This window comes from Serratia sp. GW822-FHT06E05, assembly GCF_058799445.1.
Genome location: NZ_JBXALM010000005.1, coordinates 254,874 through 279,867, shown reverse-complemented (window position 1 = coordinate 279,867; position 24,994 = coordinate 254,874). Strand labels below are relative to the sequence as shown.

The following is a 24,994-nucleotide window of genomic DNA, read 5'->3' as shown; positions in this document are numbered from 1 at the left end:
TTTTTTCAGCTTTTCCCCGGCTTTCAGGCCATTGGACGGTGGAACTCCCCGCCATTTTTCGGCATGCTGGTCGCTGGTTTTCATTTCACCGCCCCCGGCGGTTTACCACCGGCCACACGCGCCGGTGTGGGTTGCAGAGAAGGTTCTTACTCCATGACGTTAACCATGTACGGCATCAAAAATTGTGACACCATCAAAAAAGCACGCCGCTGGCTGGAAGAACAGGGCGTGGCTTATCACTTTCACGACTACCGCGCCGACGGGCTGGACGAACAGCAACTGCGGGGTTTTGTCGAACTTTTGGGCTGGGAACCGCTGCTGAATACCCGTGGCACCACCTGGCGCAAACTGGACGAAGCGCAGCGCAACGCCTGCGATAATGCCGATGCGGCCATCGAACTGATGCTGGCCCAGCCGGCCATCATCAAGCGCCCGCTGCTGAGCGACGGCAAGGGGCATGCTCTGCTCGGTTTCAACGCCGACAGCTATCAGCAATTTATTTCCGAGGTGGCAGCATGACTTGCCCGGTAATCGAACTGGCCCAACAGCTGATCAAACGTCCTTCCCTCAGCCCGCACGACGAAGGCTGTCAGGCGTTGATGATTGAACGTCTTGAAGCCATCGGCTTCACCGTTGAGCCTATGCCTTTCGGTGATACCCTGAATTTTTGGGCCTGGCGTGGCGAGGGGAAAACCCTGGCATTTGCCGGTCACACCGACGTGGTGCCGACCGGCGATGAAAAACGCTGGGACAACCCGCCGTTTGAACCGACCATCCGCGACGGCATGCTGTATGGCCGCGGCGCGGCGGACATGAAAGGTTCGTTGGCAGCCATGGTAGTGGCGGCCGAGCGCTTTGTGGCCGCCAATCCGCACCATCAGGGGCGCCTGGCATTCCTGATCACCTCCGATGAAGAGGCCAGCGCAACCCACGGCACGGTGAAAGTGGTCGAAGCCCTGATGGCACGCAACGAGCGTCTGGATTACTGCCTGGTCGGCGAGCCGTCCAGTACCGAACGCGTTGGTGACGTGGTGAAAAACGGCCGTCGTGGCTCTATCACCGCAAACCTGCACATCCACGGCATTCAGGGCCACGTCGCCTACCCGCACCTGGCGGATAACCCGGTACATCGCGCCATGCCGGCGCTGAATGAGCTGGTGGCGATAGAATGGGATCGCGGCAATGAATTCTTCCCGCCGACCAGCATGCAGATCGCCAACGTGCAGGCCGGTACCGGCAGCAACAACGTGATCCCCGGTGAGATGTTCGTCCAGTTCAACTTCCGTTTCAGCACCGAATCGACCGATGCGACGATCAAACAACGCGTGGAAGAGCTGCTCGAGCGTCATCAACTGAACTACAGCATCGAATGGCGTCTGTCTGGTCAGCCGTTCCTCACTGCGCGCGGCGCATTGGTGGATGCGGTGGTTAATGCCGTCGAACATTATTCTGAGCTGACGCCGCAGTTGCTGACCACCGGCGGGACTTCAGACGGTCGCTTCATCGCCCAGATGGGGGCGCAAGTGGTTGAGTTGGGCCCGGTAAACGCCACCATCCATAAGGTTAACGAATGCGTCCACGCGGCCGATCTGCAACTGCTGAGCCGCATGTATCAGCGCATCATGGAGCAATTGATCGCATGATCACGCCAGAAATGCTGACCGGGCGCTCGACCGACCATCTGGCGCCGCTAAGCGGTAACCACCGCATGCAGCCTGCCGCAGTGGCCGCGTTTCTCGCCATGCAGCAAGCGGCGCACGCCGCCGGGTTCAATCTGCAACCCGCCAGCACATTTCGCGATTTTGAACGGCAACAGGCGATCTGGAATGGAAAATTCTGCGGCGAGCGACCAGTATTAGATAAGGACAGCCGACCGATCGACATCACGCCGCTGTCTGCTGCCGAGCGCTGCGAAGCGATCCTGCGTTGGTCGGCCTTGCCGGGTGCCAGCCGCCATCACTGGGGCAGCGACCTGGATGTCTATGACCCCACACTGTTGCCCGAAGGGCAAAAGCTGCAGCTGGAGCCGTGGGAATACGAACAAGGCGGTTACTTTTACCCGCTCAATCAGTGGATGACGGAACACATGGCCGAATTTGGCTTTTATCGTCCGTTCACCGAAGACGGCGACGGCGTGGCGGTGGAGCCCTGGCACCTGAGCTACCGCCCGCTGGCGCAGGAAGCCGAACATCTGCTGACGCCTGCGCTGCTGTTGGCGGCCTGGAAAGATAAGGACATTGCCGGTGCTCAATGGCTTGAAGCCCATCTGCCAGCGATATTTTCGCGTTTTATACGCGCTGAAGGAAAGGAGTGAATATGGAATGGTTAGCTGACTACTGGTGGATTATCCTGCTGATTCTAGTAGGGATGATCATCAGCGGGATCAAAGAACTACGCCGCGTCGACGTGAAAGGCTATCTGGCCGATAAGCCGAAGCTGCCGCCGCACCGCGATAACAACGCCGAGTGGGATGACGAAGACGACTGGCCGAAGAAAAAATGACATCAGGGCGCATTATGCGCCCTGAAGCTTATTTAAAGGCGATCAAGTCGCCGCGCTTGCCGAACATAGCCTCTTCCCAGTAGCGCTGCGGCACGTAGTAATGCAGCCGTTCAAGCGCGCTGTCCATCATGTCCTGATTGATGGCATGCCCCACGCCCTCTTCCACATCCAGCGTAAAATCGACGCCGTTGGCCTGCAGCCTTTCCGCCGCCGCCTGGGCATGTTGCACTGAAATCACCGCATCCTGCTCACCGTGGATCAAATGCACCACGCTGTCACCGAACGCATGGTCGGGCAGACTGGCAAAGCGCCCGCTGAAAGCCACCACGCGGCCGGCCAATTTAGGTTCCGCCTTCAGGGCTTCCAGCGCCATGATAGACCCCTGAGAGAAGCCCACCAACGCCGTGCCGGCGTCATTCACGCCGCTGTGTTGCTGCCAGTAACGCACGGTTTCAATAAACAGTGGCATCACTTCAGCAATGCGCTCAACGCGATTTTCTTCGGTGACGTCCTGCACTGAAAACCACTGGCGGCCGCTGCCGTTACCAAAAGCAGAAGGGCCACCCACGCTGACCACCAACGCCTGCGGGAACTCTTTAGCAAAATAACGGCCAATCTCCCCCATTGCCACCGGGGTATCGCCGACACCGTGAAACAGCAGGATCAGCTGCGCAGCCGGTGTTGCCGGGCTCTGGACAACGAAATGCTCATGTTTCATCGGTGACTCCTCGTGTGATTAAGATCCTGTCCGGCGCCAGATGCCCCGGTTTCTGCCAGCTACTATACGCCGCTGAGAAATCAGGAAAATCGGGTTTTATTGAGCAACATCTTCAATTTATTGCAACGACTGGGCCCACGCTTTCCAGCGCAGACCGTGCTGCGCATCCAGCTGTTCGAGCGCCAGTCCTGCCTCGTGTCGCCAGCGGCGCAGCAAGGTTTTCTGCCCGCTAAACCCTAGCCGTTCCACGCAGACTGCTGGCGCCAGCGACTGCTGCAGATGCATCCGCAGTGCGGGCAATGATAGCGTACTGGCCAACAGTAAGCGTTGCAGTGCCCCGAGGCTGGCCTCCAGCGGTCGATGCGCGAAGGCAAATCCTGCCAGCTCACGCCAGTCGTCCTCCCCGAGCTGCGTATCGCCGTCGTCTCCGGGGATCTCTATCTGCAGATCAATACGCGGCTGCAACCAGCGCCAATCACGTGCCAGGTGTTTATGGGCGGCATGGCGCAACGCCTCGCCCTGTTCGCTCAGCGGCAGGATGGCCATCGCGGTGTAACAACCACTGCTGGCCTCTGTCTTGCTGCCGATACGAGCCAGTTCAAAACCGCAAGATTGCCAGAAACGCCACAGCGGCTCGGTATAGCCAAAGCTGACCGAGAGATAATCCAGCCCCTGTGCTTGCTGGCGCTGCTGAGCAATGAGATCGCGGGCAATGCCCTGTTGACGCAGTGCGGGTAACACCGCAATGCGGGTGATGCGCCGCGAACGTAGCGTAGGTGCCCACCACTGGCCCCCGTGCGCCGCCAGCGATTGTGCCACCAGGTTGCCACGCGGACGCCGTCGACCGGCCCAGACTTCGTGTGCCAGTTCGGCGCTCAGCCCGCCTTCTTCCACCAGCCACAGGGCGCCGACAACCTCATCGTCTACCTGAGCCAAACCAAAGTGCATGCCCGGCGCATCCATCAACCGCCGTAAGTCCAGTGGTGAAGTACGGTAATGGGCACTGCTCAACAAAGCGTAAAAACGCGCTAACCTTTGCGGATCGGCGCACAGCATGGCTTGCTCAGCCCCGCTGATGCTCACCGGCTTATCCGTTACCGGCCAGGAGGGTTGCTCGTTAAACAGCAGCGCGTTATCTATAATGCGCTCCAGCGCATCGCCCTGCGCCCAACGCATCGGTTGATCTAACCCCAATGGCTGGAACGCGGGCAGTCCGGCGCAGAATTTCAGTAAAAAACCCCGGCCGGTGCCTTCATAACCCTGCACCGTGGTGGTCAGCAAAACGCGCGGGAAATAGCTCACCAACTGCTGCAACAGTGGGCCAGGTATCGCCGCCGCTTCGTCCACCAGCAACCACCCTACGTCACTGACGTCCTGTTCGCGGCAATGGGCCAACAGCGCATCCGGTGCCCAGAATTGCGCACGTCCCTGCGCCCATTCGGCGGCGACTTCGGTGGCGGCGCGGCTCGGTCCGACCAACCAGCAGGTCTGCGAGGTGTTCGCCACCAGCATCCCCGCTACCGTTGACTTGCCGCGCCCGCGTGCGGCGGTCAAAACCCAAATGCCCGACGCCGCGCTCAGTAATTGCGCCAGCAGCCGCTGCTGCTCGGCGGTGGGTTGGCCGTCTGGTGCCTGCCACTGTGGACGCAGCGGCAATGGCGCCAGCGTCAGCGCCTCACCCTGCCGCCAGACGGTGACTTCGCTGTCCGCCGCCAGATGCCGCTGCAGATGATGAATAAAATTTGGGGTGGTGATCGGTTGTGGGCAATCGCTCCAGCGCAGGCTGTCGTCATCCGGTTGCTGAGGCCACTGCTGCCACGGCGGCGTCAGCAACAGCAGCCAACTGCCGGCTCGCAGCGTGCCCGACAGCGCGGCCAGGGCTTCAACGTCCAGCCCTTTCGTCGCATCAAACACCGCGTGCTGGCGCTCTTGCCCCAGCAGCGTCCGCACCGCACCGCTCGCCAAGGCCTGCAGGCCCGGCGATGGGTTTTCCCCTACCCACGGCCAGTCACCCGGCAGGGTACTCGCCAGTTGTAGCGCCTGCTGGCGACACCATTGCGGCTCGCCACTGATCACCAGCAGGCGCCTGATGCCCTGCTGCTGCATAAGTTGTTGCATTGCCAGTAACATAACCGTGGATCCAGACCTGAAAAAAATGCCGGAGTCAGGCTCCGGCATGGCATATTAACGGGATGCGAAGGTATTGCAGGTGTTCGGATCGCCGCTGTCGAAGCCCTGTTTAAACCAGGTGTAGCGCTGCTGCGAAGTACCGTGGGTGAAGCTGTCCGGTACCACCCGTCCCTGCCCTTGCTGCTGCAAACGGTCGTCGCCGATCGCCTGCGCGGCGTTCAATGCCGCCTGCAAGTCGCCCTCTTCCAACATCTGCTGTTTCTCGGCGTATTTGCCCCACACGCCGGCAAAGCAGTCCGCCTGCAGTTCCATTTTCACCGACAGGCGGTTCACTTCCGCCTGGCTGGCACCCTGCTGCATTTGGCGCACTTTCGGCTCGATACCCAGCAGGTTCTGCACATGGTGGCCGACTTCGTGCGCCACTACGTAGGCCTGGGCAAAGTCACCGCCGGCACCCAGCTTGGTTTTCATATCCTGATAGAACGACAGGTCGATATACACCGTTTTGTCACCCGGGCAATAGAACGGCCCCATCGCCGCCTGACCGGTACCGCAACTGGTGCGCGTTACGCCACGATACATCACCAGTTTGGGTGGCTGATAGGTTTTGCCCATACGCTGGAAAACTTCTTTCCAGTTATCTTCGGTAGACGCCAGCACCACCGAGGTAAATTTAGCCAGTTCATCGTCTTTTGGACTGATGCTGGCGCTTTGTTGCTGAGTTTGCGGGCTCACGTCCCCACCGTTCAACAGCGGCGAGAGATCGATGCCGTAATAGCCGGCCACCAACACCACCACCAGAATGGCGATACCGCCTTTGCCGCGAGGAACACGAAAGCCGCCACCGCCGCCACCCAGACCTGAAGACTGCCCGCGACGATCCTCAACATTGTCACTTTCCCGACGCCCTTGCCAACGCATAAATAAACTCCAGATTAGGTTTTTGTCATTGTACGCAATACCCAAAATAATTGGAGTTGCATCAAGGCGGCAAATGAGTGAATCCCGATGAACTTACTCATGTAAGTGATTCGGGTGAACGAGTGCAGCCAACACAGATGCAGCTTCAAGTATGCCGGGTATTATCATTATAAGTGCTGAGCAGCGGAGGAAATGTAGAATTTTTCCGGAAATGCAATCAGAGAGAAATATTGCGGGAAGTTAACGGGGCCGAATGGCTCCGTGAGACTGCTGACAAACAGAGAATGTTTGGCGGCAAGCGCTAAAGGTTTTGAAAATAAATCTGGAAAATCAATTTATTGATTTTCGGCTGATAACACAAAGGGGGAAAAACCACGCTTTTATCCCCCTTTGTCAAAATCTGACGGGGCCGGATGACCCCGTAGAGCACGAAAACGCTTAGTCGAGCTTGACGCCGATGCGACGGGCCACTTCTTCGTAGGCTTCGATCAGGCCACCCAGGCTCTGGCGGAAGCGGTCTTTATCCATCTTGTCCAGGGTATTTTTATCCCACAGGCGGCTGCCGTCCGGCGAGAACTCATCGCCCAGCACCACTTCACCGTTGAACAGGCCGAACTCCAGCTTGAAATCGACCAGGATCAGGCCCGCGTCGTCAAACAGCTTGCTCAGCACGTCGTTTGCCTTGTAGCTCAGCTCGCGCATACGCGCCAGGTGCTCTTTGTTCACCCAGCCGAAGGTTTCACAGTAGGATTCGTTGACCATCGGATCGTGCATGGCATCGTTTTTCAGGAACAGGTCGAACAGCGGCGGGTTCAGTACCAGGCCTTCTTCGATGCCCAGACGCTTCACCAGTGAACCGGCAGCGCGGTTGCGGATCACGCATTCGACCGGCACCATGTCCAGCTTCTTCACCAGCACTTCGTTGTCTGACAGCAGGCGTTCCATTTGTGTCGGGATGCCGGCCTCTTCCAGTTTGCTCATAATGAAATGGTTAAACTTGTTGTTCACCATGCCTTTGCGATCGAACTGCTCAATGCGCTGACCATCCAGTGCTGACGTATCGTTGCGGAACTCCAACACCAGCAAATCAGGGTTTTCGGTGGTGTAGACGGTTTTTGCCTTTCCGCGATACAACTCAGCTAGCTTTTGCATCTTACATACTCCAATAAAGAATTGTTTTAAAAATGCTTTAACACACAGGCGTGATATACCCAAAATAATTGGAGTTACAGCAAGGCGGCAGGTGCGGAACTCCCCGCGAGCTTACTCAAGTAAGTGACAGGGCGAATGCACGTAGCCAACACGGTTGTAGCTTCAAAAATGATGGGTATATTGTGCCAAAACTGCGACGCAAACGATACCGTATTGTTCAAAGAAAAAGGGGCCGTAGCCCCTTTTCAATCAGTTAACGCTGGTTTTACTGAATGCTGCCTGGAAGGCCGCCACCAAGCCGTCGTTTTGCGACTGGGTCAATGGCTTCCCTTTAGGATCGATAAATTGCAGGCTGGTGCGGTTGTTCAAGTCCCCGACCTGCAGTTTGTAATCGCCCTCTTTCAGTTCAGGATCCTTGGCGCCCAACGCATCCCAATCGCTACCGCTCAGGGATTTGTAGGTGACGGCGACGGTGCCCTGCGGACGGCTGCGGTCACCCACTTTCATCCCCAGTTTCTCCAACGCCGCAGGCAGGCGATCCCATACCACGGTGTAAGGGCCGCGCACTACCAGCATCGGCAGGCCGGTGTCATCGGCGCTGCTCTGCACGTCCAGCGCGCCGAAGCGGTTGGCCGTCTGGCTGCTTGCCAGGTTGTCCTGCTTGTCCAGGCCTTCAACGATGGTGTTCATCATCATGCCGTTGTAGCGCTGCACTTCTGACGGGTCGGTAATCTGTTCGGTTTTACCCTGCTGCTGCAGGCCCACGGTTTTCACCGTCAGCGCCTGCTGGTAACCCTGCTGCTGTACGCTGATCTGGTAGCGGCCTTCGTACTGGTTGTCTTCATCCAGACGGTTCCACTTCACCCAGTCGGTGGTCAGCGTCTGACCGGCGTCCTGACGTGAGGCGATTGCGATATTTTTCGTCTGCAGCATGCTGACAACGCGCGACCACAGGTTCTGGTTCTGCGGGTTGTTTTCCAACAGCAGCGTACCGCTGTCGCCGGCATATTGCGCGCGTGAACCGCTCAGCAACGCCAGTGGCTGCACCGGCGGACGAATATCCAGTTGCTTGCCGACGCCGCCTTTCAGCGTGGTGGCCGGAACATCATAATTACCGCTTTGCACCGGCAGGATCATACCGGCTGGTGCGTTCAGTGGCTTGAGCACCGACGCATCGAGGTAAGACTCATCGCCGCTCACCTGGCGTTTGTAACGCTGATCGGTGGTGCAGGCGGCCAGCATCATAACCAGCGAAATACCCACGACTTTTGCTACCGTCGACTTTTGCAATGAATAAACCATCAAATTTCCCTTAGAGTTACAGCAAACCGGCGCTTTTCAACGCGCGTTCCACTACCGGACGGGCAGCGTCGGTCAACGGCGTCATAGGCAGACGCATCGTATCGGTTGCCATCAATCCCAATGCCTTACAGGCCCATTTCACCGGAATTGGGTTTGCTTCTACAAACAAATCCTGATGCAACGGCATCAAGCGCTGATTTAAGCGGCGTGCTTCAGCAAAGTCGCCCTGTGCTGCCAGCGCGCAAAGCTGCGCCATTTCACGCGCCGCCACGTTGGCCGTCACGGAAATCACCCCTTTGCCGCCCAGTTGCATGAAGTCCAGACCGCTGGCGTCATCGCCGCTCAGCAAAATGAAATCTTCATCATCAACCAGCACTTGGATCTGACTTACACGACTTAAGTTCCCTGTTGCCTCTTTAACAGCAACAATATTCTTAATTTTTGCCAAACGCGCAATCACCGGCGGCAGCATGTCACACCCGGTGCGCGAAGGCACGTTATAGAGGATCTGCGGCAGTGCGGTGCTTTCGGCAATCGCCTTGAAGTGCTGGTACAGCCCTTCCTGAGTCGGTTTGTTGTAGTAAGGCGTGACCGTCAGGCAACCCACTACGCCGGTATTTTCAAAGCGCTGGGTCAGCGAAATGGCTTCGGCGGTGGCGTTGGCGCCGGTACCTGCGATCACCGGAATACGGCCTGCGGCCAGTTCCAGCGTCTGCAATACCACGTCAACGTGCTCGTCATGGGCAAGCGTTGCGGACTCGCCGGTAGTCCCTACGGAAACGATGGCCGCAGTTCCACTGGCTACATGATAATCAATCAATTTTTTTAGGCTCGCGCGATCGACAGCACCTGTGTCGTCCATCGGCGTAACCAGTGCAACAATACTTCCCGTAAACATTGGCCGTCCCCTCCACAAACAAGTCACTCATGGTACTTTTGCTGCCTATCCAAAAGCAAGCAAACAACGGCGTTGTAAGCGCTTGGCAGGCGGTTTTTTTTATGTTTACCATGGTAACCCCATTGAGCACGACAGGAAGCTCCATTTTGCCTAAGCCAGATGAACACTATCTCGTGATTACCGCGCTCGGCGCCGATCGCCCCGGAATCGTCAATGCCATCACCCGCCACGTCAGTAGCTGCGGGTGCAATATCGAAGATAGCCGTCTGGCCATGCTGGGTGAAGAGTTCACTTTCATCATGCTGCTTTCCGGCAGTTGGAACGCCATTACCCTGATCGAATCAACCCTGCCGCAAAAAGGCGCGGAGCTGGAGCTGCTGATTGTGATGAAGCGCACCAACTCACACGAAAGGCCACCGATGCCGGCCACGGTGTGGGTACAGGTGGAGGTGAAAGACTCGCCGCACATCATCGAACGCTTTACCGATTTGTTCGACTCCAGCCAGATGAACATTGCCGAGCTGGTATCGCGCACCCAGCCTGCGGAAGGCGACCTGCCGCCGCAGCTGTATATCCAGATCACCGCGCACAGCCCCGGCAATCAGGATGCCTCAAAGATTGAACAAGCCTTTCATCGCCTATGTACAGAATTGAAAGCACAAGGCAGTATTAGCGTTGTGAACTATCCACAGCATGATGAGAAAGATGGAGAGTAGTGATGAGCCCATTGAAAGCCGGTGACACAGCGCCGAAGTTTAGTTTGCCTGACCAGGACGGTGAGGAAATTAATTTGGCCGACTTCCAGGGACAGCGAGTGCTTGTTTATTTTTATCCCAAGGCGATGACGCCGGGCTGTACCGTACAGGCCTGCGGTTTGCGGGATAACATGGATGACTTGAAAAAAGCGGGTGTCGAAGTTCTGGGCATCAGCACGGATAAACCAGAGAAACTGTCGCGTTTTGCCGAGAAAGAGTTGTTAAACTTCACGTTGTTGTCTGATGAGGATCATCAGGTGGCGCAGCAGTTCGGCGTTTGGGGTGAGAAAACCTTCATGGGGAAAACCTATGACGGCATCCACCGCATCAGCTTCCTGATCGACGCCAAAGGCAAGGTTGAAAAAGTGTTTGATGATTTTAAGACCACCAATCATCACGACATCGTTCTGGATTACCTGAAACAATAATCCTCACGAAGCGCAGCGACCTGCTGCGCTTCGTTATCCACGCTTATTCCTGTTCCGTTTCTACCCGCAGTTCGTCCGGCCAGGCATGGATCACCGCCTTCACCAAGGTTGCCAGCGGGATAGCGAAGAACACGCCCCAGAAGCCCCACAGCCCGCCAAAGATAATCACCGACAGAATGATCACCAGCGGATGCAGGTTGACCGCTTCAGAGAACAGAATCGGCACCAGCAGGTTGCCATCCAGCCCCTGCACCACCAGATAGGCGACGATCAGCGTCCAAAAATCGGCGCCACCCCCCCATTGGAACATCGCCACTACCACCACCGGAATGGTCACCAGTACCGCACCGATATAGGGGATCAGCACCGAAAAACCGACCAGCACCGCCAGCAGCAGCGAATAACGCATATCGAGAACCGCGAACACCAGATAGGTCGCCACCCCGACGATCACCATCTCCAGCACCTTGCCGCGAATATAGTTGGTGATCTGCTGGTTCATTTCGATCCACACCTGCCCGGCCAGCCCACGGTTGCGTGGCAGTACCCGGCGCACGGCATTGAGCATCTGTTCCTTGTCCTTCAACAGGAAGAACATCATCATCGGGACCAGAATCAGATAAATCGCCAGCGTCAGCAGGCCCACCAGCGACGCCAACGAGAATTTCACCACCGACTCGCCCATGCCCGACAGGCGTCCACGCAGGTTCTCCGCCATCATGTCGATGATGCCGGCATCCACCAGCGCCGGGTAACGCTTCGGCAGCGTCGCGGCGAAGTTATAGAACTGGTTGAGCATGCCCGGCAGATCGGTCATCAGGTTGATGCCCTGTTGCCAGGCGGTCGGCGCCACCACGAAGACCAGCAGCATCGCGATACCGGCAAACAGGATCATCACCATGCTCGCCGCCCAATTTCGCGAACAGCCGATGCGCTGCAACCGCGCGGTTGGCCACTCCAGCAGATACGCCAGCACGATGGCCACCAGCAGCGGGGTCAGAATACCATGCAGAAAATAGAGAATGAGGAACCCGGCGAGCAGGATCACCAACAGCGCGATGGCTTGCGGATCGGTGAAGCGGCGGCGGTACCACTGTAATAACATCTCCAGCATCAGAGAGGGCTCCTAGAGGTTTGACTGGCAGGCATTGCTGTTCCTGTAATAAGTATTATTGACCCTACGCTGGCCAAGCCAAAAAGAGGAAAGGCTGAAGGCCGGGCATTCAGCGTATGGTTGTACCATGCCGCCCCTTTGCCATCCAGCGATTGTCGGCACAGACCGGGGGAAAGAAAACGATCGATTTACCGCGGGGAAAGTCGCGGCGGTTTAACGGTGAGTCAAACCGCCGCTATGCCATCAGGCCTGAGAAGATCAGAAGTCGTAAGTCAGCGAGGCTTTAAGGGTGCGCGATTGCCCCTGGAAGATATAGGTGCCGTTGCTCTCCACGCTGGACCAATACTTCTCGTTGGTGACGTTATCCACGCCAACGCGCCAAACCAGGGTGTTTTGATCCGCGTTCATGCGCATCCGGTAACGCACACCGAGATCCAGCGTGGTGTAACTGTCGAGTTTCTTGGTGTTCGCCGCATCGGCAAACTGCGAGCCGGTATGGCGAACCCTGGCGGTCGCAGTCAGGCCTTCAACCGGTTGGATGTCATACTCGGCGCCCATCACCATATAGAAATTCGAAACGCCGATAGCATCTTTGCCGTCGTTGGTGCCATTTTTGGTTTTGGTCAGCTCAGGCGACAGCCAGGTGGTGCTGCCGTTAAGGCGCAGCCCGAGCATCGGCTCACCGAACACGTTCAGTTCCACGCCGCGGTTACGTTGCTCGCCATCCAGCGCATAATAATTCTCGCTGTTGAGCATGGCTGAAGGCTTCTTGATTTCAAACAGCGCCAGCGAACCGCCCACGCGCTCGAAATCGACCTTCACCCCCACTTCATTTTGTTTGGAACGGGCAATACCAGTGCTCTGGCCAAAGTTCGTGGCTTCCTTCGGCGCGTTGCTCCCCGGCTGCAGAGCTTCGGTGTGGTTGGCGTAGAGCGACACTTCTTCCCACGGCTTGTAGACCAGACCAAAGGTCGGCATCCAGCGGCTTTGGGTATAACGGGACGAGGCTTCCTCCAGGCCGGTGGCGTTGCTGTAGTTGCGCACCACCACTTTCTGATGGCGCGCCGCTGCGGTAAACAGCACACGATCGCTAAAGAACCCCAAAGTATCGCTGAACAGCCAGCCCTGGGTGCGATTACGGGCGGTGGTTAACGGATCGGAATAGTTGCCGCCAAAGTAAGCGTTATCCGGCACCGCCACATCGTGATTGTCATAAATATTGGTCGTCGGGTTGTTGGCCGACATGCGCCAGGCGGTTTTGTCGCGTTTGATTTGCGCAGAATAACCCAGGTTCACCTTGTGCGAGACATCCCAGGTATTGAATTCGCCGCTGACCCCGGCCATGCCGCTGAACGCATCGATAATGCGGTTGGTGTCCAGACGCCCTACCGTGGCGTCGCCGTTGGCATTGATCAGCTTGGGTGCGCTGTAGAGCCCGGTTTCATGAGCATGCTGCGCGCCCAACCCGGTATAAATTTTCCAGCGTTGAGTGAGGTCGTATTCCGCCTTCACCATACCGAATTCGTTTTCGATATCGCTGTAGCCCCATTTCTGGCTGTAGTTTTTGGTCGGATCCGGCACGGCTGGAATAAAGTCGACGCCGCTGATGTTGACCCCCATGGTTCCACCGTGGAAGGTCTTCTTCTGGTAGCCAAAATCCAGCGAAGTGCGGAAGCGATCGCCACGGTAATCCAGTCCCACCGAGGCCAGCGTGGTACGGCGTTTGTCGTCGTTGACGGCAGCTTCACCTTCGCGGTGTACCAGGTTCACCCGCGCGCCAAACTGGTTGTCGTCACCGAAGCGACGGCCTACATCCAGCTTGCCGCCGACCTGAGAGTCAGAGGTGTAATCGATGCCCACCTGCGTGGTAGGCGTCTCTTCCGCACGTTTGGGTTCGAGGTTAATCATACCGCCCACCCCACTGGTGGCTACGCCGTTCAGCAAGGCGTTAGCGCCTTTGAACACCTCCACGCGCTCCAGCATTTGGGTATCCATAACCTGACGCGGCACCACGCCCGACAGGCCGCCCATGGTCATGTCCTCACCATCCAACTGGAAGCCGCGAATGCGGTAGGTTTCGGCGAAGTTGCCGTAGCCCTGCACCGCCTGAACGCCTGCGTCATTGCTGATGACATCGGCAATGGTTTTCGCCTGTTGATCCTGCACCAGCTTCGCGGTGTAGCCGACCACGTTAAAAGGTACGTCCATGGCTTTTTGTTCGCCCAGCATCCCCAGACGTCCGCCATGCGCGATTTGTCCATCGAGATAAGCGGGAACCAGATCTTCGCCGCCGGCTTTAAAATCGCTCTCTTTGGTGGCCTGAACCACCAGGGTTTCTTCCTGATTTTTTTTGCTGCTTTCTGCCGGAGCGGCCAGCGCGCCCTGGCTTACCGCACCGATGGCCAGCGCCAATAACGTCAGGCGTTGCGGAAATGATGTTGAACTGGTGTTGTGCATAATTCACTCATGTATGAGGAGAAGTGGAACAAAATGGCCCGTTACCGGGCCGATAGAGCTTATTTATTTAAATCAATGCGAACGACGCTGTCCGGCCCCTGAGTAGAGTGATCCTTATTAAAGGGTTGCTTGACGGTGACAAACAGCACCTGGCCGTCTGGGGAAAGCTGCAGGCTGTTTGGATTTGGCGTTACCGCCCAGCTCTGTTTCACGGCATAGGTCGTGGCATTGAGGCTCAGCACCTTGCCGGACTCACGCTGCGAGAGGTAGATTTCATTGCGTTTGGCATTGAACAGCACCGCCAGAGAGTCGCCGACATCCAGCTGCTTGAGCAGTTTTCCACTATGAATATCCAGCACCAGCGTGGTTTTGGCTTTGGAATTGTCGGTCACAAACAGGCGCCCGGTTTCGCTGTCTTCCGCCAGGTTAAGCAGCAGCGCCGGCTTCTCGCCCAGTGGCTTCCAGCGTTTTTCGATTCGGTTGTTTTTCGGGTTGATGACCAGAATTTCACCGCTGCCGTTCGCGGCGTACAAACGCTGGGTTTGTTCCGAGTAATGCAGGCCGGTCATCCATTTGCCGGTGTTTTTGATCCGCGCTTTTAATTTCAGCGTGTTGGCGTCCACCACCCAAATCAACGCCGGGTCAGCCACCGCGCCTACGTACAGCGTATCTTTGTGCAGCAGAATTTGACGCGCGCCATACGGCAGCCCTTTCTCGTTGCGTTCGCTAAACAGCAAGCGGCCTTTCACTTTGCCGTCGGCGGTATTGATCGCGGTGATGCCGCCGTCCAGGGAGTTAGTGACATAAAGGGTTTTGCCATTCGGGGAGATCTGCATGGCGAAGTTTTTCAGATCGGTGTGGGTTGCGCCGAGCGTTTTCAGCGTTTTCGCATCCAGCTTATAAACCACCCCGCCCTGCACATCTTTAAAGCCTTCGGAACTGGCCACGTACAAGGCATCGCCCGCCGGCGTCAGCGCCATCTCATACAGGCCATCCGCCAGATCGCGTCTAACCACGTTGTCGGCAGATTGAGCCGCCGCAGCGACAGGTTGGGCAATCGGAGAAGCGGCGTGTTGCTTAGGGGCGACGCAACCGCTCAGCGCCAGGGTCATCACCACGGCGAGCGCAGAAACTTTCATCTTCATCAGGAAATCCTTGGCCATATAAACTGATTGAGTGGAGGCTCTTGCGGATTATTTTTGGCTTTCTCAACAGGAGAAATGAGCTCCACCGTACGTCTCAATGTTTCCTTGTGAATGGGGGTTCACTTTATCGCAGGCGGCTGGATCGCCTTAGCTGCGAATGACAAAGAGAATAATAATCATACTCATTACTTTTTTGGCGAGCAAATGTAATTGGTCATCTTGAACAGGGGAAAACGTCGTGCTGCGAATGCCCTCCGCCGCTCACAGAATTATCTCGCGACATTGGCAAACGCGGCGGGAAGTGGTCATGCTGTAAGGCCATCTCATCCTCATGTCTGACCAAGGAGAATTTATGTCAGTTTCAGCCCGTAACCAGTTATCCGGCATCGTGTCTGCCGTCGCTAAAGGCGCCGTAAATGACGAGGTGGAAATCACTTTGCCGGGCGGCGAGAAGTTAGTCGCTATTGTGACGGTACAAAGCCAGCAGTCGCTTGGCCTGGTCGCCGGTAAGGAAGCGGTGGCGCTGATTAAGGCCCCCTGGGTTATTTTGGCTTCGGAAGACTGCGGACTGCGTTTCTCCGCCCGCAATCAATTCGCCGGGGAAGTCAGTGCAGTGGAGCAAGGGGCGGTGAACAGCACCGTGCACATTAAAACGGATGCCGGTTTCAAACTGACCTCGGTGATCACCAATGAAAGCCTGCAGGAGATGGCGTTAAAGAACGGGGCCCGTGTCATCGCTCTGGTCAAAGCCTCCTCCGTGCTGCTTGCCGTCAGGGCGTAGTTTCCAGGCCCTTTCAAGCCCGCATCGGCGGGCTTTTTAGTGAGGCAACTGCCTGAGACATTACTTTATCCCCTGCTCGACAAGCAGCCCGACGGCGATCAACACCATGGCCGCGCCGGAAAAACGGCTGACAACCCGTGCAGCCTGCGGGCGCGTCTGCAGTACCGACTGCGAGCCATACCCCACGATCAAATAAACCACCCCGCAGCTGATCAGATGCAACAAGCCAAGCGCGAGAATTTGGTTGGGGATCGACCAACTGGCACCCGCATCGGTGAACTGAGGCAGTAAAGCCAAAAATAGCAGGAATACCTTGGGGTTCAGGCCGCTGACGCAAATGCCCTTGCCGGCCCAACGCAGCCAGGAGCCAGACGCCTGCGCATCGCCGGCGCTCGGCGTCGGGGGATGGCGCAGCATGTTGATGCCAATCCACAACAGGTAGCCGGCCCCCAGCAGGGTGAGCGCCGTGAGGGCCATAGGACTACCTGTCACCAAAGCGCCCACGCCTGCCGCCACGATCGCTATAGCGATAAGGTGCCCACACAGCAACCCTACTACCGCAGGCACCACCACCCGCCCACGGATGCCGGCCGAGATGATGTACGCCCAGTCCAACCCCGGCGTAATAACGAACAGAATCGAAACGGCCCAGAAAGCCGCAAAAATGGCGAGCGTCATAAATATCGCCCCCGCCACCGACACCCAGCAGTCTGGCTTATCCATTTCATCACTTCGCGTTCCTCCGCTGGACAGCGTTAACAGGCCAAAAGCCATTTATGTCCAAAGTTGTTCAATTATTGAAAAGAATATCCCCAAGTTGTTAGAATGTGGTTTCAATTATTTGCTTATAAATCGCAAATTGAGGGAAATTTTTCCAAATGGACAAGATTGACCGCAAAATCCTTGCTGAACTTCAGTTTGATGGGCGTCTTTCTGTTACCGACCTGGCTGACCGAATTGGGCTGAGCGTTTCCCCCTGCCACCGCAGGGTGCGAGCGTTGGAACAATCTGGCGTGATCAGAGGCTATCGTGCTCACCTCGATCCCGGCAGTCTGGGCTTTAACTTTTCCGCGCTGGTTTTCGTCACCATGCGGGAAGGGGATCGCCAGGCTGTTGAAGCCTTCGAAAACGCCATGGTGGATATTCCCCAGGTTATCCAGGCGCAGCGATTGTTCGGCGATCCCGACTACCTGTTGCATGTCATCGCCCGCGATTTACCGGCTTTTCAGCGGCTTTACGACGAACAGCTTTCCGCCCTGCCCGGCGTTCAACGCCTGACCTCCACGCTGGTGATGAAAAGCGTGGTGCAGGACCGGCCCTTTCTGCCGTTGTAGATCACAATCAAATCCAGAAGGATACAGTTATGAACAGTGGTTTCGAGGACTCAAAGGCCTTGTACATCGGCATATGCACGGTGGTAGGCGATGCCTTTCTGGCGTTGGCCAATGAAGAGCATGAAACGCAAAAAGCGGACGTAATTAATGAGCTTAAAACGGCGATCACCCGCGAAGGTCGTGATGTCAATTTGGATGAAGCGCGCGAATTGGCGATTGAGTGGCTGGAGCGATAAGTAGCGCCGATTACCTTGCTTTTACGGGTGTTACCAGGTCATTACCGCACTCTGGGCTGCCGTTCTGGTGAAAAAAATGGGAGCGTCTCCGCTCCCATAGGGTATTCAGGGCACAATCACGTAGTCGGGATTGGCAACGGCGAACAACGCCTGCCGATCCGCTGCCGGTGGATAAATCCACTGCGTATTGATTTCCTGTTTGATCTTTTTGCCCTCTTCACGCGTAAAGCGCACCTGACGATCCCAACCTTCGGTGTAGAGCGCGCCCCAGGCTCCAAGATCAAGACAGGTCACATACTTTGGCTGGCTGTAAGGGTGCAGCGGCAAACCTACCAGTTCCGCTGCGGCATTATGGCCCGCTACACGGCCCAGACTCATCGCATGCTGGCAGGTCATCAGGTTGTTATTGCCCAGCTCGTCGGTCGCTGCCTTGACCGTGTCCCCGCTAACAAACACGCCGTCCGCCGCAGGCGCGTGCAGGAAGGCATCACCGACAATACGTCCGGCACTGTCGCGCTCACCCGGGATTTGCTCAACTAATGGATGCGCCCGTACCCCGGCGGCCAGAATCACCGTATCGGTGGCGATGCGCTCACCGCTAGACAAGGTCACACTGCCTGCGTCAATAGCCGTAACGCGAACCCCGGCTCGAGACTCAACGCCACATTCTTCCAGTGCCTGGCGGATCACCACGGCAGGTTCAGCCCCCATGCCGGCGCCAACCTCGGCCGCCGTATCGACAATCACCACGCGAATATCGGCCTGGTTGCCCAAAATGGCACGTAAGCGCATCGGCATTTCAGCAGCACTTTCCAGCCCGGTAAGCCCACCACCGACCACCACCACGGTATTGCGTGCCGGGGTCTCAGGTTGAGTCACCAACGCTTTTAAATGGGCATCCAGCCGTTGCGCGCTTTGCAGCGTATCAACATTAAAACCATGCTCGGCAAAACCGGCGACCGCAGGCACGAACAGTTTGCTGCCGGTTGCCAGTACCAGCCGGTCATACGCCAACTGAAGTTTTTTCCCTTCGGCGCTCTCCACCACCAGCGTCTTGTTTTCGCCATCTATCTGCTCAACCAGACCGGCCAAATGACGAACGCCAATCGCAGCGAGCTGTGCCGAAATGTCCGGGCTCATATTTTCCAGTACGGCTTCGTACAATCTAGGGCGGATGGTGACGTTCGGGGTCGGCGAAACCATCGTCACTTCAACGCTCTGTTCCTTACCGGCAAGCGCTACGGCTCGCATGGCGGAGACAGCGGCCCAAAACCCGGCAAAACCAGAACCGGCGATCACTATTTTCTGCGTCATGGAATGACTCCTTCAAATACCTGTTGTCGAGCGCCTGACGTATTTTTCAGGCGAGTTTTACCGCTGCCCCCCAGAAAAAGGGTGCAGAAGGGTGACCGCCTGTGGCACACAGGCGGGTAAAAAGCATCAGAAAAATGACGGGGGCGTTATTGCGGTTTGGCGCGAGGGGGCTTGCCGCTGCGAGTCGTACGCTCGCTCAGGCGTTCATCAAGCCAGATATTGACCTCGCCAAAGAACCCTTCCGGCGCCTTGCGCCCAAAACGAGAGGCGACAGTGCCCAGTGTTTGTAGCGCCAGCGCATCGCGCATGGCCTTTTCGGCCTGCAGCATCACTGCATGGATCGCACACTTGCCTGATATGGCCCAGTCAGGCGGGTTATCATCGAATACCGCGCAGCGACCGCGGACTTCCTGACAATCGAACAACGGCTTGTGTCCTTCAATGGCATCGATAATCTCCAGGAAAGTGATCTCCTCTGCCGGACGGGCCAACCGATACCCACCGCGCACGCCTTCGCTGGCGGCGACGATCCCCGCCTTCTCCAGCTTGGGGAAAATCTTGGCCAGGAAACTGGGTGAAATTCCCTGCAGTTCCGCGAGATCGCGACTGCTTAACGCGCGTTGATCCTCGCCGACCAACCAAAGCAAGCAGTGGATGCCGTATTCAACGCTGGTAGTGATGTAAGCCATATTGGGTTTGCGCTGCACTCTTGAATTCAATAACGCAGACTATATTAGTCCACGTTTATTCTGTCAATTAAAACACGGACAAACTTTGTCTTTGTTTTTATGGGTGGCGAAAAAGCGGCATCGACGAGGCCCAAGGACGTTGATCATCAAGGGAAGATTCAGAAATGAAAAATCAAACAATTCTGTCTGATTATTGCCGAACAGAAGTTTCCTTGTCGTCTTCGGCTGACTATGATGTTATCTGCCGACAGGGCGCCGCAATGCGTGCATTTTTGTGAGCCAACACGCTTTCGCACTGATTGTTTTGGCGAGTCCGGCAAGGAAGAAGAACTCTTGTGTGATGCTGACGTCTTAGAGATGACTATTTAAGGGAAAGGCCTGACTATGACCACCCGGTTGACCAAAACAGCGATTGCAGTACTGTTGCTCGGCACACTCAACGCCACGGCACTGGCGCCGGTGCAGGCGGAAACCCAGGATCAACTGCCGGATATGGGCACCTCTGCGGGTGGCACCCTGAGTATTGGCCAGGAAATGGCGATGGGTGATTTTTACGTGCGTCAGCTTCGCGCCAGCGCGCCCCTGATCAACGATCCCCTACTCACACAATATATTAACCAATTGGGTAACCGGTTGGTGGCGAGCGCCTATTCGGTACGCACGCCGTTTCATTTTTATCTGGTGCGCAACGACGAGATCAACGCCTTCGCCTTCTTTGGCGGTAACGTGGTGTTGCACTCAGCCCTGTTCCGCGAAACCGACAACGAAAGCCAACTCGCCTCGGTACTGGCGCACGAAATCTCGCACGTGACTCAACGCCACCTGGCGCGAGCGATGGAAGACCAGCAACGCAACGCCCCGCTGACCTGGGTAGGCGCCCTTGGCTCCATCCTGCTGGCGATGGCCAACCCAACCATGGGGATGGCGGCGTTGAGCGGCACTCTGGCCGGTACCCAGCAAGGCATGATCAGTTTTACCCAATCGAACGAACAGGAAGCCGATCGTATTGGCATTCAGGTGCTGCAACGCGCCGGGTTCGATCCTGAAGCCATGCCCGACTTTTTGCAAAAGCTGTCCGATCAGTCACGCTACGCCTCCAAACCGCCGGAAATGCTGTTGACCCACCCCCTGCCCGACAGCCGCCTGTCCGATGCGCGCAACCGCGCCAACCAGATGCCCAAGCACCTGGTGCAATCGACGCAGGATTATCTGATGGCCAAGGTGCGTTCGCTTGGTATGTACAGCTCAGAGGGGTACGGCCTGCGTGAAGAGCTGCTCGATACTTACAGCAAAGGTAACGTACGCGAGCAGGCGGCAGCCAAATATGGCCGTGCCATTTTGTTCTACGAGGCCAAAAAGTATGACGATGCCCGTAACATCATTCAGCCACTGCTGACGCAAGATCCGAAAAACGTCTGGCTGATCGATCTGATGACCGATATCGACCTCGGTCAGAAACGTGCACCGCAGGCGATTGCCCGTCTGCAGGCCGCCAATGCCGCTCAAAGCAACAACCCGGTGCTGCAACTCAACCTGGCCAACGCCTACGTGGAAGGTAACCAACCGGCGCAGGCGTCAAAAATTCTCAACCGTTACACCTTCGCCCATCCGGACGATCCCAACGCCTGGGATCTGCTGGCGCAGGCCAGCGCCGCACAGGGGCTACGCGATGAAGAGCTTTCCGCCCGTGCCGAAAGCCTGGCCCTGACCGGCCGTCTCGATCAGGCTATTGGCTTGCTCAGCAATGCCAGTTCACTGCAAAAACTCGGCAGCCTGAAACAGGCGCGTTATGATGCTCGCATCGACCAACTGCGCCAGTTGCAACAGCGTTTCCGCCAGTACCAGCGCAGCTGATTTTCATAAAGGATGAAGTTAAATGAAAAACGTCACTATTTACCACAACCCACGCTGCTCCAAGAGCCGTGAAACCCTGGCGCTGTTGGAACAGCATGGCGTGACGCCCGACGTGGTGCTGTATCTGGAAACGCCGCCGTCGGTAGACCAACTGAAGAAACTGCTGAAAGAACTGGGTTTCAGTTCCGCACGCGAGTTAATGCGCAAAAAAGAAGATCTGTACAAGGCATTGAAGCTGGCGGATGAAAGCCTGAGCGAAGCCCAACTGTTGCAGGCGATGGTAGACAATCCAAAGCTGATTGAGCGTCCCATCGTGGTCAAAGGCACCCAGGCACGCATCGGTCGGCCACCGGAACAGGTGCTGGAGATTTTGTAAGTCTCCCGGCACTTTATTGAGCAACATTATGATAATAGCCCTTACCTGGGCTATTTTTAATTGATTGTTATATAAATACTTTTCATCATCCCCCTGAGTCCTGACTGATATTATCCCCCCGGTGTGTTGTATTAACTCACAGCCAGCGTTGACATATGTCAACAGCTAAAATATCCTCAATAAAGACGGCAGGCAGGTGATGAAAAACCATCCTAATAAACATATTCAGGCTGCGTTAGCCTATGCCATTTCGCAGGGTTGGTTATTTCGCGCCAGTAATGGACATGCGTTCGGCCGCCTCCAGTGCGCTCTTCCTCAGCACAGGGAGCATATGATGAGTATCTGGTCTACGCCGAAGAACCCAGAACAACATGCCAAACAGATACGCCGTAAAGTCGATGAATGTCTGGCTCTTTCCCAGAAAGGATAAAGGAGGTCCATCATGGCGCTCTATAATTTCTCGTTAACACTCTCCGGCGTGACGTCGCAAACTCCGGGTTTGGAAGATGCTCTCTACGCCAGTGGTTGCGATGACGGGTTGATTTGTTTCTATGGCAAAGCGGTTTACGTGGAGTTCGATAGAGAAAGCGATAGCTTCGCCAACGCCATTCTTGGGGCCATCAAAAATATCGAATCCGCCGGTCTGGACGCGCAGGTAATGGCAGTCGATTCTCATCTGGTAGGATTAAGTGATATCGCAGCACTCACCGGCATGTCTCGGCAAGCTATCGCGATGCTAAAGGACGGTACTCGCGGCTCTGGAGACTTCCCTTCTCCCATTCAAAGGCTTAAGGGGTCATCCCCTTTGTGGCGTTGGCATAGCGTTGCGGCCTGGTTGGCAAGCAAGGGGAAAATTGGCCAGGCACTGGCCGAGAATGCGCAGTATCTGGAAAATATCAATTTAGCGTTGCAGCTCCGGGCCAGCAATCAACGCAGCCAGATCGATAGCTACGTAACCCTGCTGGAGCACGGCGAGAATTGAGCCTGGCGAGCCAGAATTATAACCCGAGGATCTCTTTCACAAACGGGATAGTCAGCTTGCGTTGGGCGGTGATCGAGGCGTGATCGAGTTGATCCAAGGTCATAAACAAGGTGCGCATTTCGCGATCCAGCCGCTTCAACAGGAAGCGGCCGACGTCTTCCGGCAGCTCAAAGCCGCGCAGTTTGCCACGCAGTTGCAGGGCCAGCAGTTTTTCTTCATCTGACAGCGGCTGTAACTTGTAGATTTGCCCCCAGTCCAGGCGAGAAGCGAGGTCGGGTAGATGAAGGTTCAATTGACGTGGCGGACGATCGCCGGTAATGAACAGGCGCGTGCGGCCAGTTTCCAGAATGCGGTTGTAGAGATTAAAGATCGCCATTTCCCACTCTTCGTCACCGGCAATGCATTCGATATTGTCGATGCACACCAGCGCCAGCTGCTCCATCCCGTCCAAGACTTCCGGCACGAAATAGGCTCGCTTATCCAGCGGCACATAGCCCACGGCTTCACCGCGCTGCGAAAGCTCCGCACAGGCCGCATGCAACAGGTGACTGCGCCCACCGCCCTCGCGTGACCAGAAATAGATATAGCTGCCATGTTCCTGACGAACGGCGGACTGGATCGCGCTCAATAGGGATGGGTTCTCCCCCGGATAAAAACTGGCGAAAGTCTCATCATCGGGAAGATAAAGTGGCAGTGAAAGCTGTGCCGGCGTATTCAGAAAAGCACCTCAACCAAAACTGGCAGGAAAACGCGGTAAGTCTACCACAGAAAACGGGCTCTGTTGAACCGGCAGGATTTTATGGCGTAATAGTGAACAACGCTCGGCAGCAAGATTAAATTGCCAACGACTTTCACCGGTGAAATTTGTATTTTATCCAAGAGTTATCCTAGTATAGAGGGGCGAAACGCAATCTCCTTAAACAAGGTTTCTACAAGGATATAGACAATGAAAGTATGGAATAAAGTGCTTTTGGCCTCAATCATTGGGCTATTGCTTGCCGGCTGTGATGACTCATCCAAAGTCGACGCCAATCTTGAAAAAGCCAAAGACAGCGCTGAGCAAATGAAAGATGCCGCACAGAAAAAAGCGGACGATCTGACCGATAAAGCCGCCGCAGTGGCCAAGGACATCAAGAAAGAGGCCACCACTCAGGCCGACCAATTGAAAGACAAGGCTTCGGCAATCAAAGACGATGCCGCCAAGCAGGCTGATGCCATCACCAATGATGCGAAAGCCAAGGCTGACGCCATCAAAGAAGATGCCAGCAAGCAAAGCCAGCAGTTGGTCGATCAGGCTAAAACCATTAAGAACGATGCCATTAATGGTGCCAATGATTTGACCGAGCAAGCCAAAGCGAAAACCGAAGCGATTAAAAACAGCGCAGAAAATAAAGCGGAAGAATTAAAAAGTGATGCCGACGCAGCAGGGAAAGAAAATACCCCGCCGGCCGCACAACAATAATACTTAGCAATAAAGAAAGGAGCAGTAAATGGGGATTATTTCCTGGATTATCTTCGGTCTGATCGCCGGTATTTTAGCCAAGTGGATTATGCCAGGCAAAGACGGCGGCGGTTTTATTCTGACCGTTGTCCTGGGTATCGTCGGTGCCGTGGTTGGGGGCTATATCAGCACCTTCTTTGGCTACGGCAGAGTTGACGGTTTCAACTTCGGCAGCTTCGTGGTGGCGGTGATTGGTGCCATCGTGGTGCTGTTTGTATACCGTAAAATCCGCAGTTAATTTATTGCGCATCAACAAAACGGGCAGCCCATTGGCTGCCCGTGAGACGGCTGACAAACATATAATGTTTGGCGGCAGGCGCTAAAGGTTTTGAAAATAAATCAGGAAAATCAATTCATTGATTTTCGGCTGATAACACAAAGGGGGAAAAACCACGCTTTTATCCC

28 protein-coding genes are annotated in these 24,994 nt (G+C 56.1%); 15 read left to right on the top strand and 13 right to left on the bottom strand.

Annotated features, from left to right (window positions below; genetic code table 11):
- The first annotated feature begins 153 nt into the window (after positions 1-153).
- Genes AC1RKC_RS14800 through AC1RKC_RS14785 form a run of 4 tightly spaced genes read left to right on the top strand, consistent with a single transcriptional unit; the run spans position 154 to position 2,502 of the window.
- Positions 154-519 carry an ArsC family reductase gene (locus AC1RKC_RS14800; protein ID WP_046374994.1) on the top strand — a complete coding sequence of 122 codons (366 nt, stop codon included), beginning with the start codon at positions 154-156 and terminating at the stop codon, positions 517-519.
- The gene (gene dapE / locus AC1RKC_RS14795; protein WP_142814706.1) at positions 516-1,643 is read left to right on the top strand and encodes a succinyl-diaminopimelate desuccinylase; all 1,128 of its coding nucleotides are present in this window, start codon (positions 516-518) and stop codon (positions 1,641-1,643) included. The genes AC1RKC_RS14800 and dapE overlap by 4 nt, the downstream gene beginning before the upstream one ends.
- Positions 1,640-2,314: a M15 family metallopeptidase gene (locus AC1RKC_RS14790; protein WP_130016630.1), complete on the top strand. Its 675-nt coding sequence runs from the start codon at positions 1,640-1,642 to the stop codon at positions 2,312-2,314. Before dapE ends, AC1RKC_RS14790 begins: the two co-directional genes overlap by 4 nt.
- Before the next feature lie 2 nt (positions 2,315-2,316).
- The gene (locus AC1RKC_RS14785; protein ID WP_020828048.1) at positions 2,317-2,502 is read left to right on the top strand and encodes a YpfN family protein; all 186 of its coding nucleotides are present in this window, start codon (positions 2,317-2,319) and stop codon (positions 2,500-2,502) included.
- Between the two features lie 28 nt (positions 2,503-2,530).
- Here the strand turns inward: AC1RKC_RS14785 and ypfH are convergent, their stop codons facing one another.
- The 6 genes from ypfH to dapA form a co-directional block, all read right to left on the bottom strand.
- Positions 2,531-3,220 carry an esterase gene (ypfH, locus tag AC1RKC_RS14780; RefSeq protein WP_129983474.1) on the bottom strand — a complete coding sequence of 230 codons (690 nt, stop codon included), beginning with the start codon at positions 3,218-3,220 and terminating at the stop codon, positions 2,531-2,533.
- Positions 3,221-3,337: 117 nt separating this feature from the next.
- A complete protein-coding gene (locus tag AC1RKC_RS14775) occupies positions 3,338-5,350 on the bottom strand; it encodes a tRNA(Met) cytidine acetyltransferase TmcA (protein WP_493092642.1) in 2,013 nt (670 codons plus the stop codon).
- A 54-nt stretch (positions 5,351-5,404) separates the two neighbouring features.
- On the bottom strand, positions 5,405-6,271 hold the full coding sequence (gene ypfJ / locus AC1RKC_RS14770) for a KPN_02809 family neutral zinc metallopeptidase (protein WP_012146218.1): 867 nt from the start codon (positions 6,269-6,271) through the stop codon (positions 5,405-5,407).
- A 438-nt stretch (positions 6,272-6,709) separates the two neighbouring features.
- Entirely contained in the window at positions 6,710-7,423 is a 714-nt protein-coding gene (purC, locus tag AC1RKC_RS14765) for a phosphoribosylaminoimidazolesuccinocarboxamide synthase (RefSeq protein ID WP_020828051.1), read from the bottom strand.
- Between the two features lie 249 nt (positions 7,424-7,672).
- On the bottom strand, positions 7,673-8,725 hold the full coding sequence (gene bamC, locus AC1RKC_RS14760; protein WP_020828052.1) for an outer membrane protein assembly factor BamC: 1,053 nt from the start codon (positions 8,723-8,725) through the stop codon (positions 7,673-7,675).
- 16 nt (positions 8,726-8,741) lie between these two features.
- Positions 8,742-9,623, bottom strand: a complete 882-nt coding sequence (dapA, locus tag AC1RKC_RS14755; RefSeq protein WP_020828053.1) for a 4-hydroxy-tetrahydrodipicolinate synthase — start codon at positions 9,621-9,623, stop codon at positions 8,742-8,744.
- Between the two features lie 110 nt (positions 9,624-9,733).
- Here dapA and AC1RKC_RS14750 point away from each other — a divergent pair, with 110 nt between their 5' ends.
- Together AC1RKC_RS14750 and bcp are read left to right on the top strand one after the other, a co-directional pair.
- Positions 9,734-10,339: a glycine cleavage system transcriptional repressor gene (locus tag AC1RKC_RS14750; RefSeq protein ID WP_195869537.1), complete on the top strand. Its 606-nt coding sequence runs from the start codon at positions 9,734-9,736 to the stop codon at positions 10,337-10,339.
- A gap of 2 nt (positions 10,340-10,341) precedes the next feature.
- Complete coding sequence (gene bcp, locus AC1RKC_RS14745) at positions 10,342-10,806, top strand: thioredoxin-dependent thiol peroxidase (RefSeq protein WP_020828055.1); 465 nt, start codon at positions 10,342-10,344, stop codon at positions 10,804-10,806.
- A gap of 43 nt (positions 10,807-10,849) precedes the next feature.
- Here the strand turns inward: bcp and AC1RKC_RS14740 are convergent, their stop codons facing one another.
- The 3 genes from AC1RKC_RS14740 to AC1RKC_RS14730 form a co-directional block, all read right to left on the bottom strand.
- Positions 10,850-11,920: an AI-2E family transporter gene (locus tag AC1RKC_RS14740; RefSeq protein WP_490633384.1), complete on the bottom strand. Its 1,071-nt coding sequence runs from the start codon at positions 11,918-11,920 to the stop codon at positions 10,850-10,852.
- 258 nt (positions 11,921-12,178) lie between these two features.
- Positions 12,179-14,377: a TonB-dependent receptor gene (locus AC1RKC_RS14735; protein WP_490633385.1), complete on the bottom strand. Its 2,199-nt coding sequence runs from the start codon at positions 14,375-14,377 to the stop codon at positions 12,179-12,181.
- A gap of 59 nt (positions 14,378-14,436) precedes the next feature.
- Entirely contained in the window at positions 14,437-15,522 is a 1,086-nt protein-coding gene (locus AC1RKC_RS14730; RefSeq protein ID WP_129983477.1) for a YncE family protein, read from the bottom strand.
- Positions 15,523-15,874: 352 nt separating this feature from the next.
- Here AC1RKC_RS14730 and AC1RKC_RS14725 point away from each other — a divergent pair, with 352 nt between their 5' ends.
- Entirely contained in the window at positions 15,875-16,303 is a 429-nt protein-coding gene (locus tag AC1RKC_RS14725; protein ID WP_046372956.1) for a TOBE domain-containing protein, read from the top strand.
- Positions 16,304-16,363: 60 nt separating this feature from the next.
- On the opposite strand, the gene AC1RKC_RS14720 is transcribed toward AC1RKC_RS14725, so the two are convergent.
- A complete protein-coding gene (locus AC1RKC_RS14720; protein WP_046374993.1) occupies positions 16,364-16,981 on the bottom strand; it encodes a LysE family translocator in 618 nt (205 codons plus the stop codon).
- 200 nt (positions 16,982-17,181) lie between these two features.
- Between AC1RKC_RS14720 and AC1RKC_RS14715 the strand changes: the two genes are divergently transcribed.
- The gene (locus AC1RKC_RS14715; protein WP_020828061.1) at positions 17,182-17,637 is read left to right on the top strand and encodes an Lrp/AsnC family transcriptional regulator; all 456 of its coding nucleotides are present in this window, start codon (positions 17,182-17,184) and stop codon (positions 17,635-17,637) included.
- A gap of 29 nt (positions 17,638-17,666) precedes the next feature.
- Complete coding sequence (gene fumD / locus AC1RKC_RS14710; protein ID WP_020828062.1) at positions 17,667-17,873, top strand: fumarate hydratase FumD; 207 nt, start codon at positions 17,667-17,669, stop codon at positions 17,871-17,873.
- A 105-nt stretch (positions 17,874-17,978) separates the two neighbouring features.
- On the opposite strand, the gene AC1RKC_RS14705 is transcribed toward fumD, so the two are convergent.
- A complete protein-coding gene (locus AC1RKC_RS14705) occupies positions 17,979-19,187 on the bottom strand; it encodes an NAD(P)/FAD-dependent oxidoreductase (protein ID WP_490633386.1) in 1,209 nt (402 codons plus the stop codon).
- Between the two features lie 146 nt (positions 19,188-19,333).
- On the bottom strand, positions 19,334-19,876 hold the full coding sequence (locus tag AC1RKC_RS14700; RefSeq protein ID WP_041415582.1) for an RrF2 family transcriptional regulator: 543 nt from the start codon (positions 19,874-19,876) through the stop codon (positions 19,334-19,336).
- Positions 19,877-20,260: 384 nt separating this feature from the next.
- On the opposite strand from AC1RKC_RS14700, the gene bepA reads away from it, so the two are divergent.
- From bepA to AC1RKC_RS14680, 4 genes are all read left to right on the top strand, one after another.
- Positions 20,261-21,730 carry a beta-barrel assembly-enhancing protease gene (gene bepA, locus AC1RKC_RS14695; protein ID WP_046372954.1) on the top strand — a complete coding sequence of 490 codons (1,470 nt, stop codon included), beginning with the start codon at positions 20,261-20,263 and terminating at the stop codon, positions 21,728-21,730.
- A 22-nt stretch (positions 21,731-21,752) separates the two neighbouring features.
- On the top strand, positions 21,753-22,106 hold the full coding sequence (gene arsC / locus AC1RKC_RS14690) for an arsenate reductase (glutaredoxin) (RefSeq protein WP_020828066.1): 354 nt from the start codon (positions 21,753-21,755) through the stop codon (positions 22,104-22,106).
- 199 nt (positions 22,107-22,305) lie between these two features.
- Positions 22,306-22,536, top strand: a complete 231-nt coding sequence (locus tag AC1RKC_RS14685; RefSeq protein ID WP_020828067.1) for a hypothetical protein — start codon at positions 22,306-22,308, stop codon at positions 22,534-22,536.
- A 12-nt stretch (positions 22,537-22,548) separates the two neighbouring features.
- The gene (locus AC1RKC_RS14680) at positions 22,549-23,088 is read left to right on the top strand and encodes a helix-turn-helix transcriptional regulator (RefSeq protein ID WP_115058299.1); all 540 of its coding nucleotides are present in this window, start codon (positions 22,549-22,551) and stop codon (positions 23,086-23,088) included.
- A gap of 16 nt (positions 23,089-23,104) precedes the next feature.
- On the opposite strand, the gene hda is transcribed toward AC1RKC_RS14680, so the two are convergent.
- On the bottom strand, positions 23,105-23,806 hold the full coding sequence (gene hda, locus AC1RKC_RS14675; protein ID WP_041414814.1) for a DnaA inactivator Hda: 702 nt from the start codon (positions 23,804-23,806) through the stop codon (positions 23,105-23,107).
- A 228-nt stretch (positions 23,807-24,034) separates the two neighbouring features.
- Here hda and AC1RKC_RS14670 point away from each other — a divergent pair, with 228 nt between their 5' ends.
- Positions 24,035-24,550, top strand: coding sequence for a hypothetical protein (locus AC1RKC_RS14670; protein WP_020828070.1), 516 nt, complete (start codon positions 24,035-24,037; stop codon positions 24,548-24,550).
- Between the two features lie 28 nt (positions 24,551-24,578).
- Positions 24,579-24,827 carry a GlsB/YeaQ/YmgE family stress response membrane protein gene (locus AC1RKC_RS14665; protein ID WP_002487967.1) on the top strand — a complete coding sequence of 83 codons (249 nt, stop codon included), beginning with the start codon at positions 24,579-24,581 and terminating at the stop codon, positions 24,825-24,827.
- The last annotated feature ends 167 nt before the right edge of the window (positions 24,828-24,994 follow it).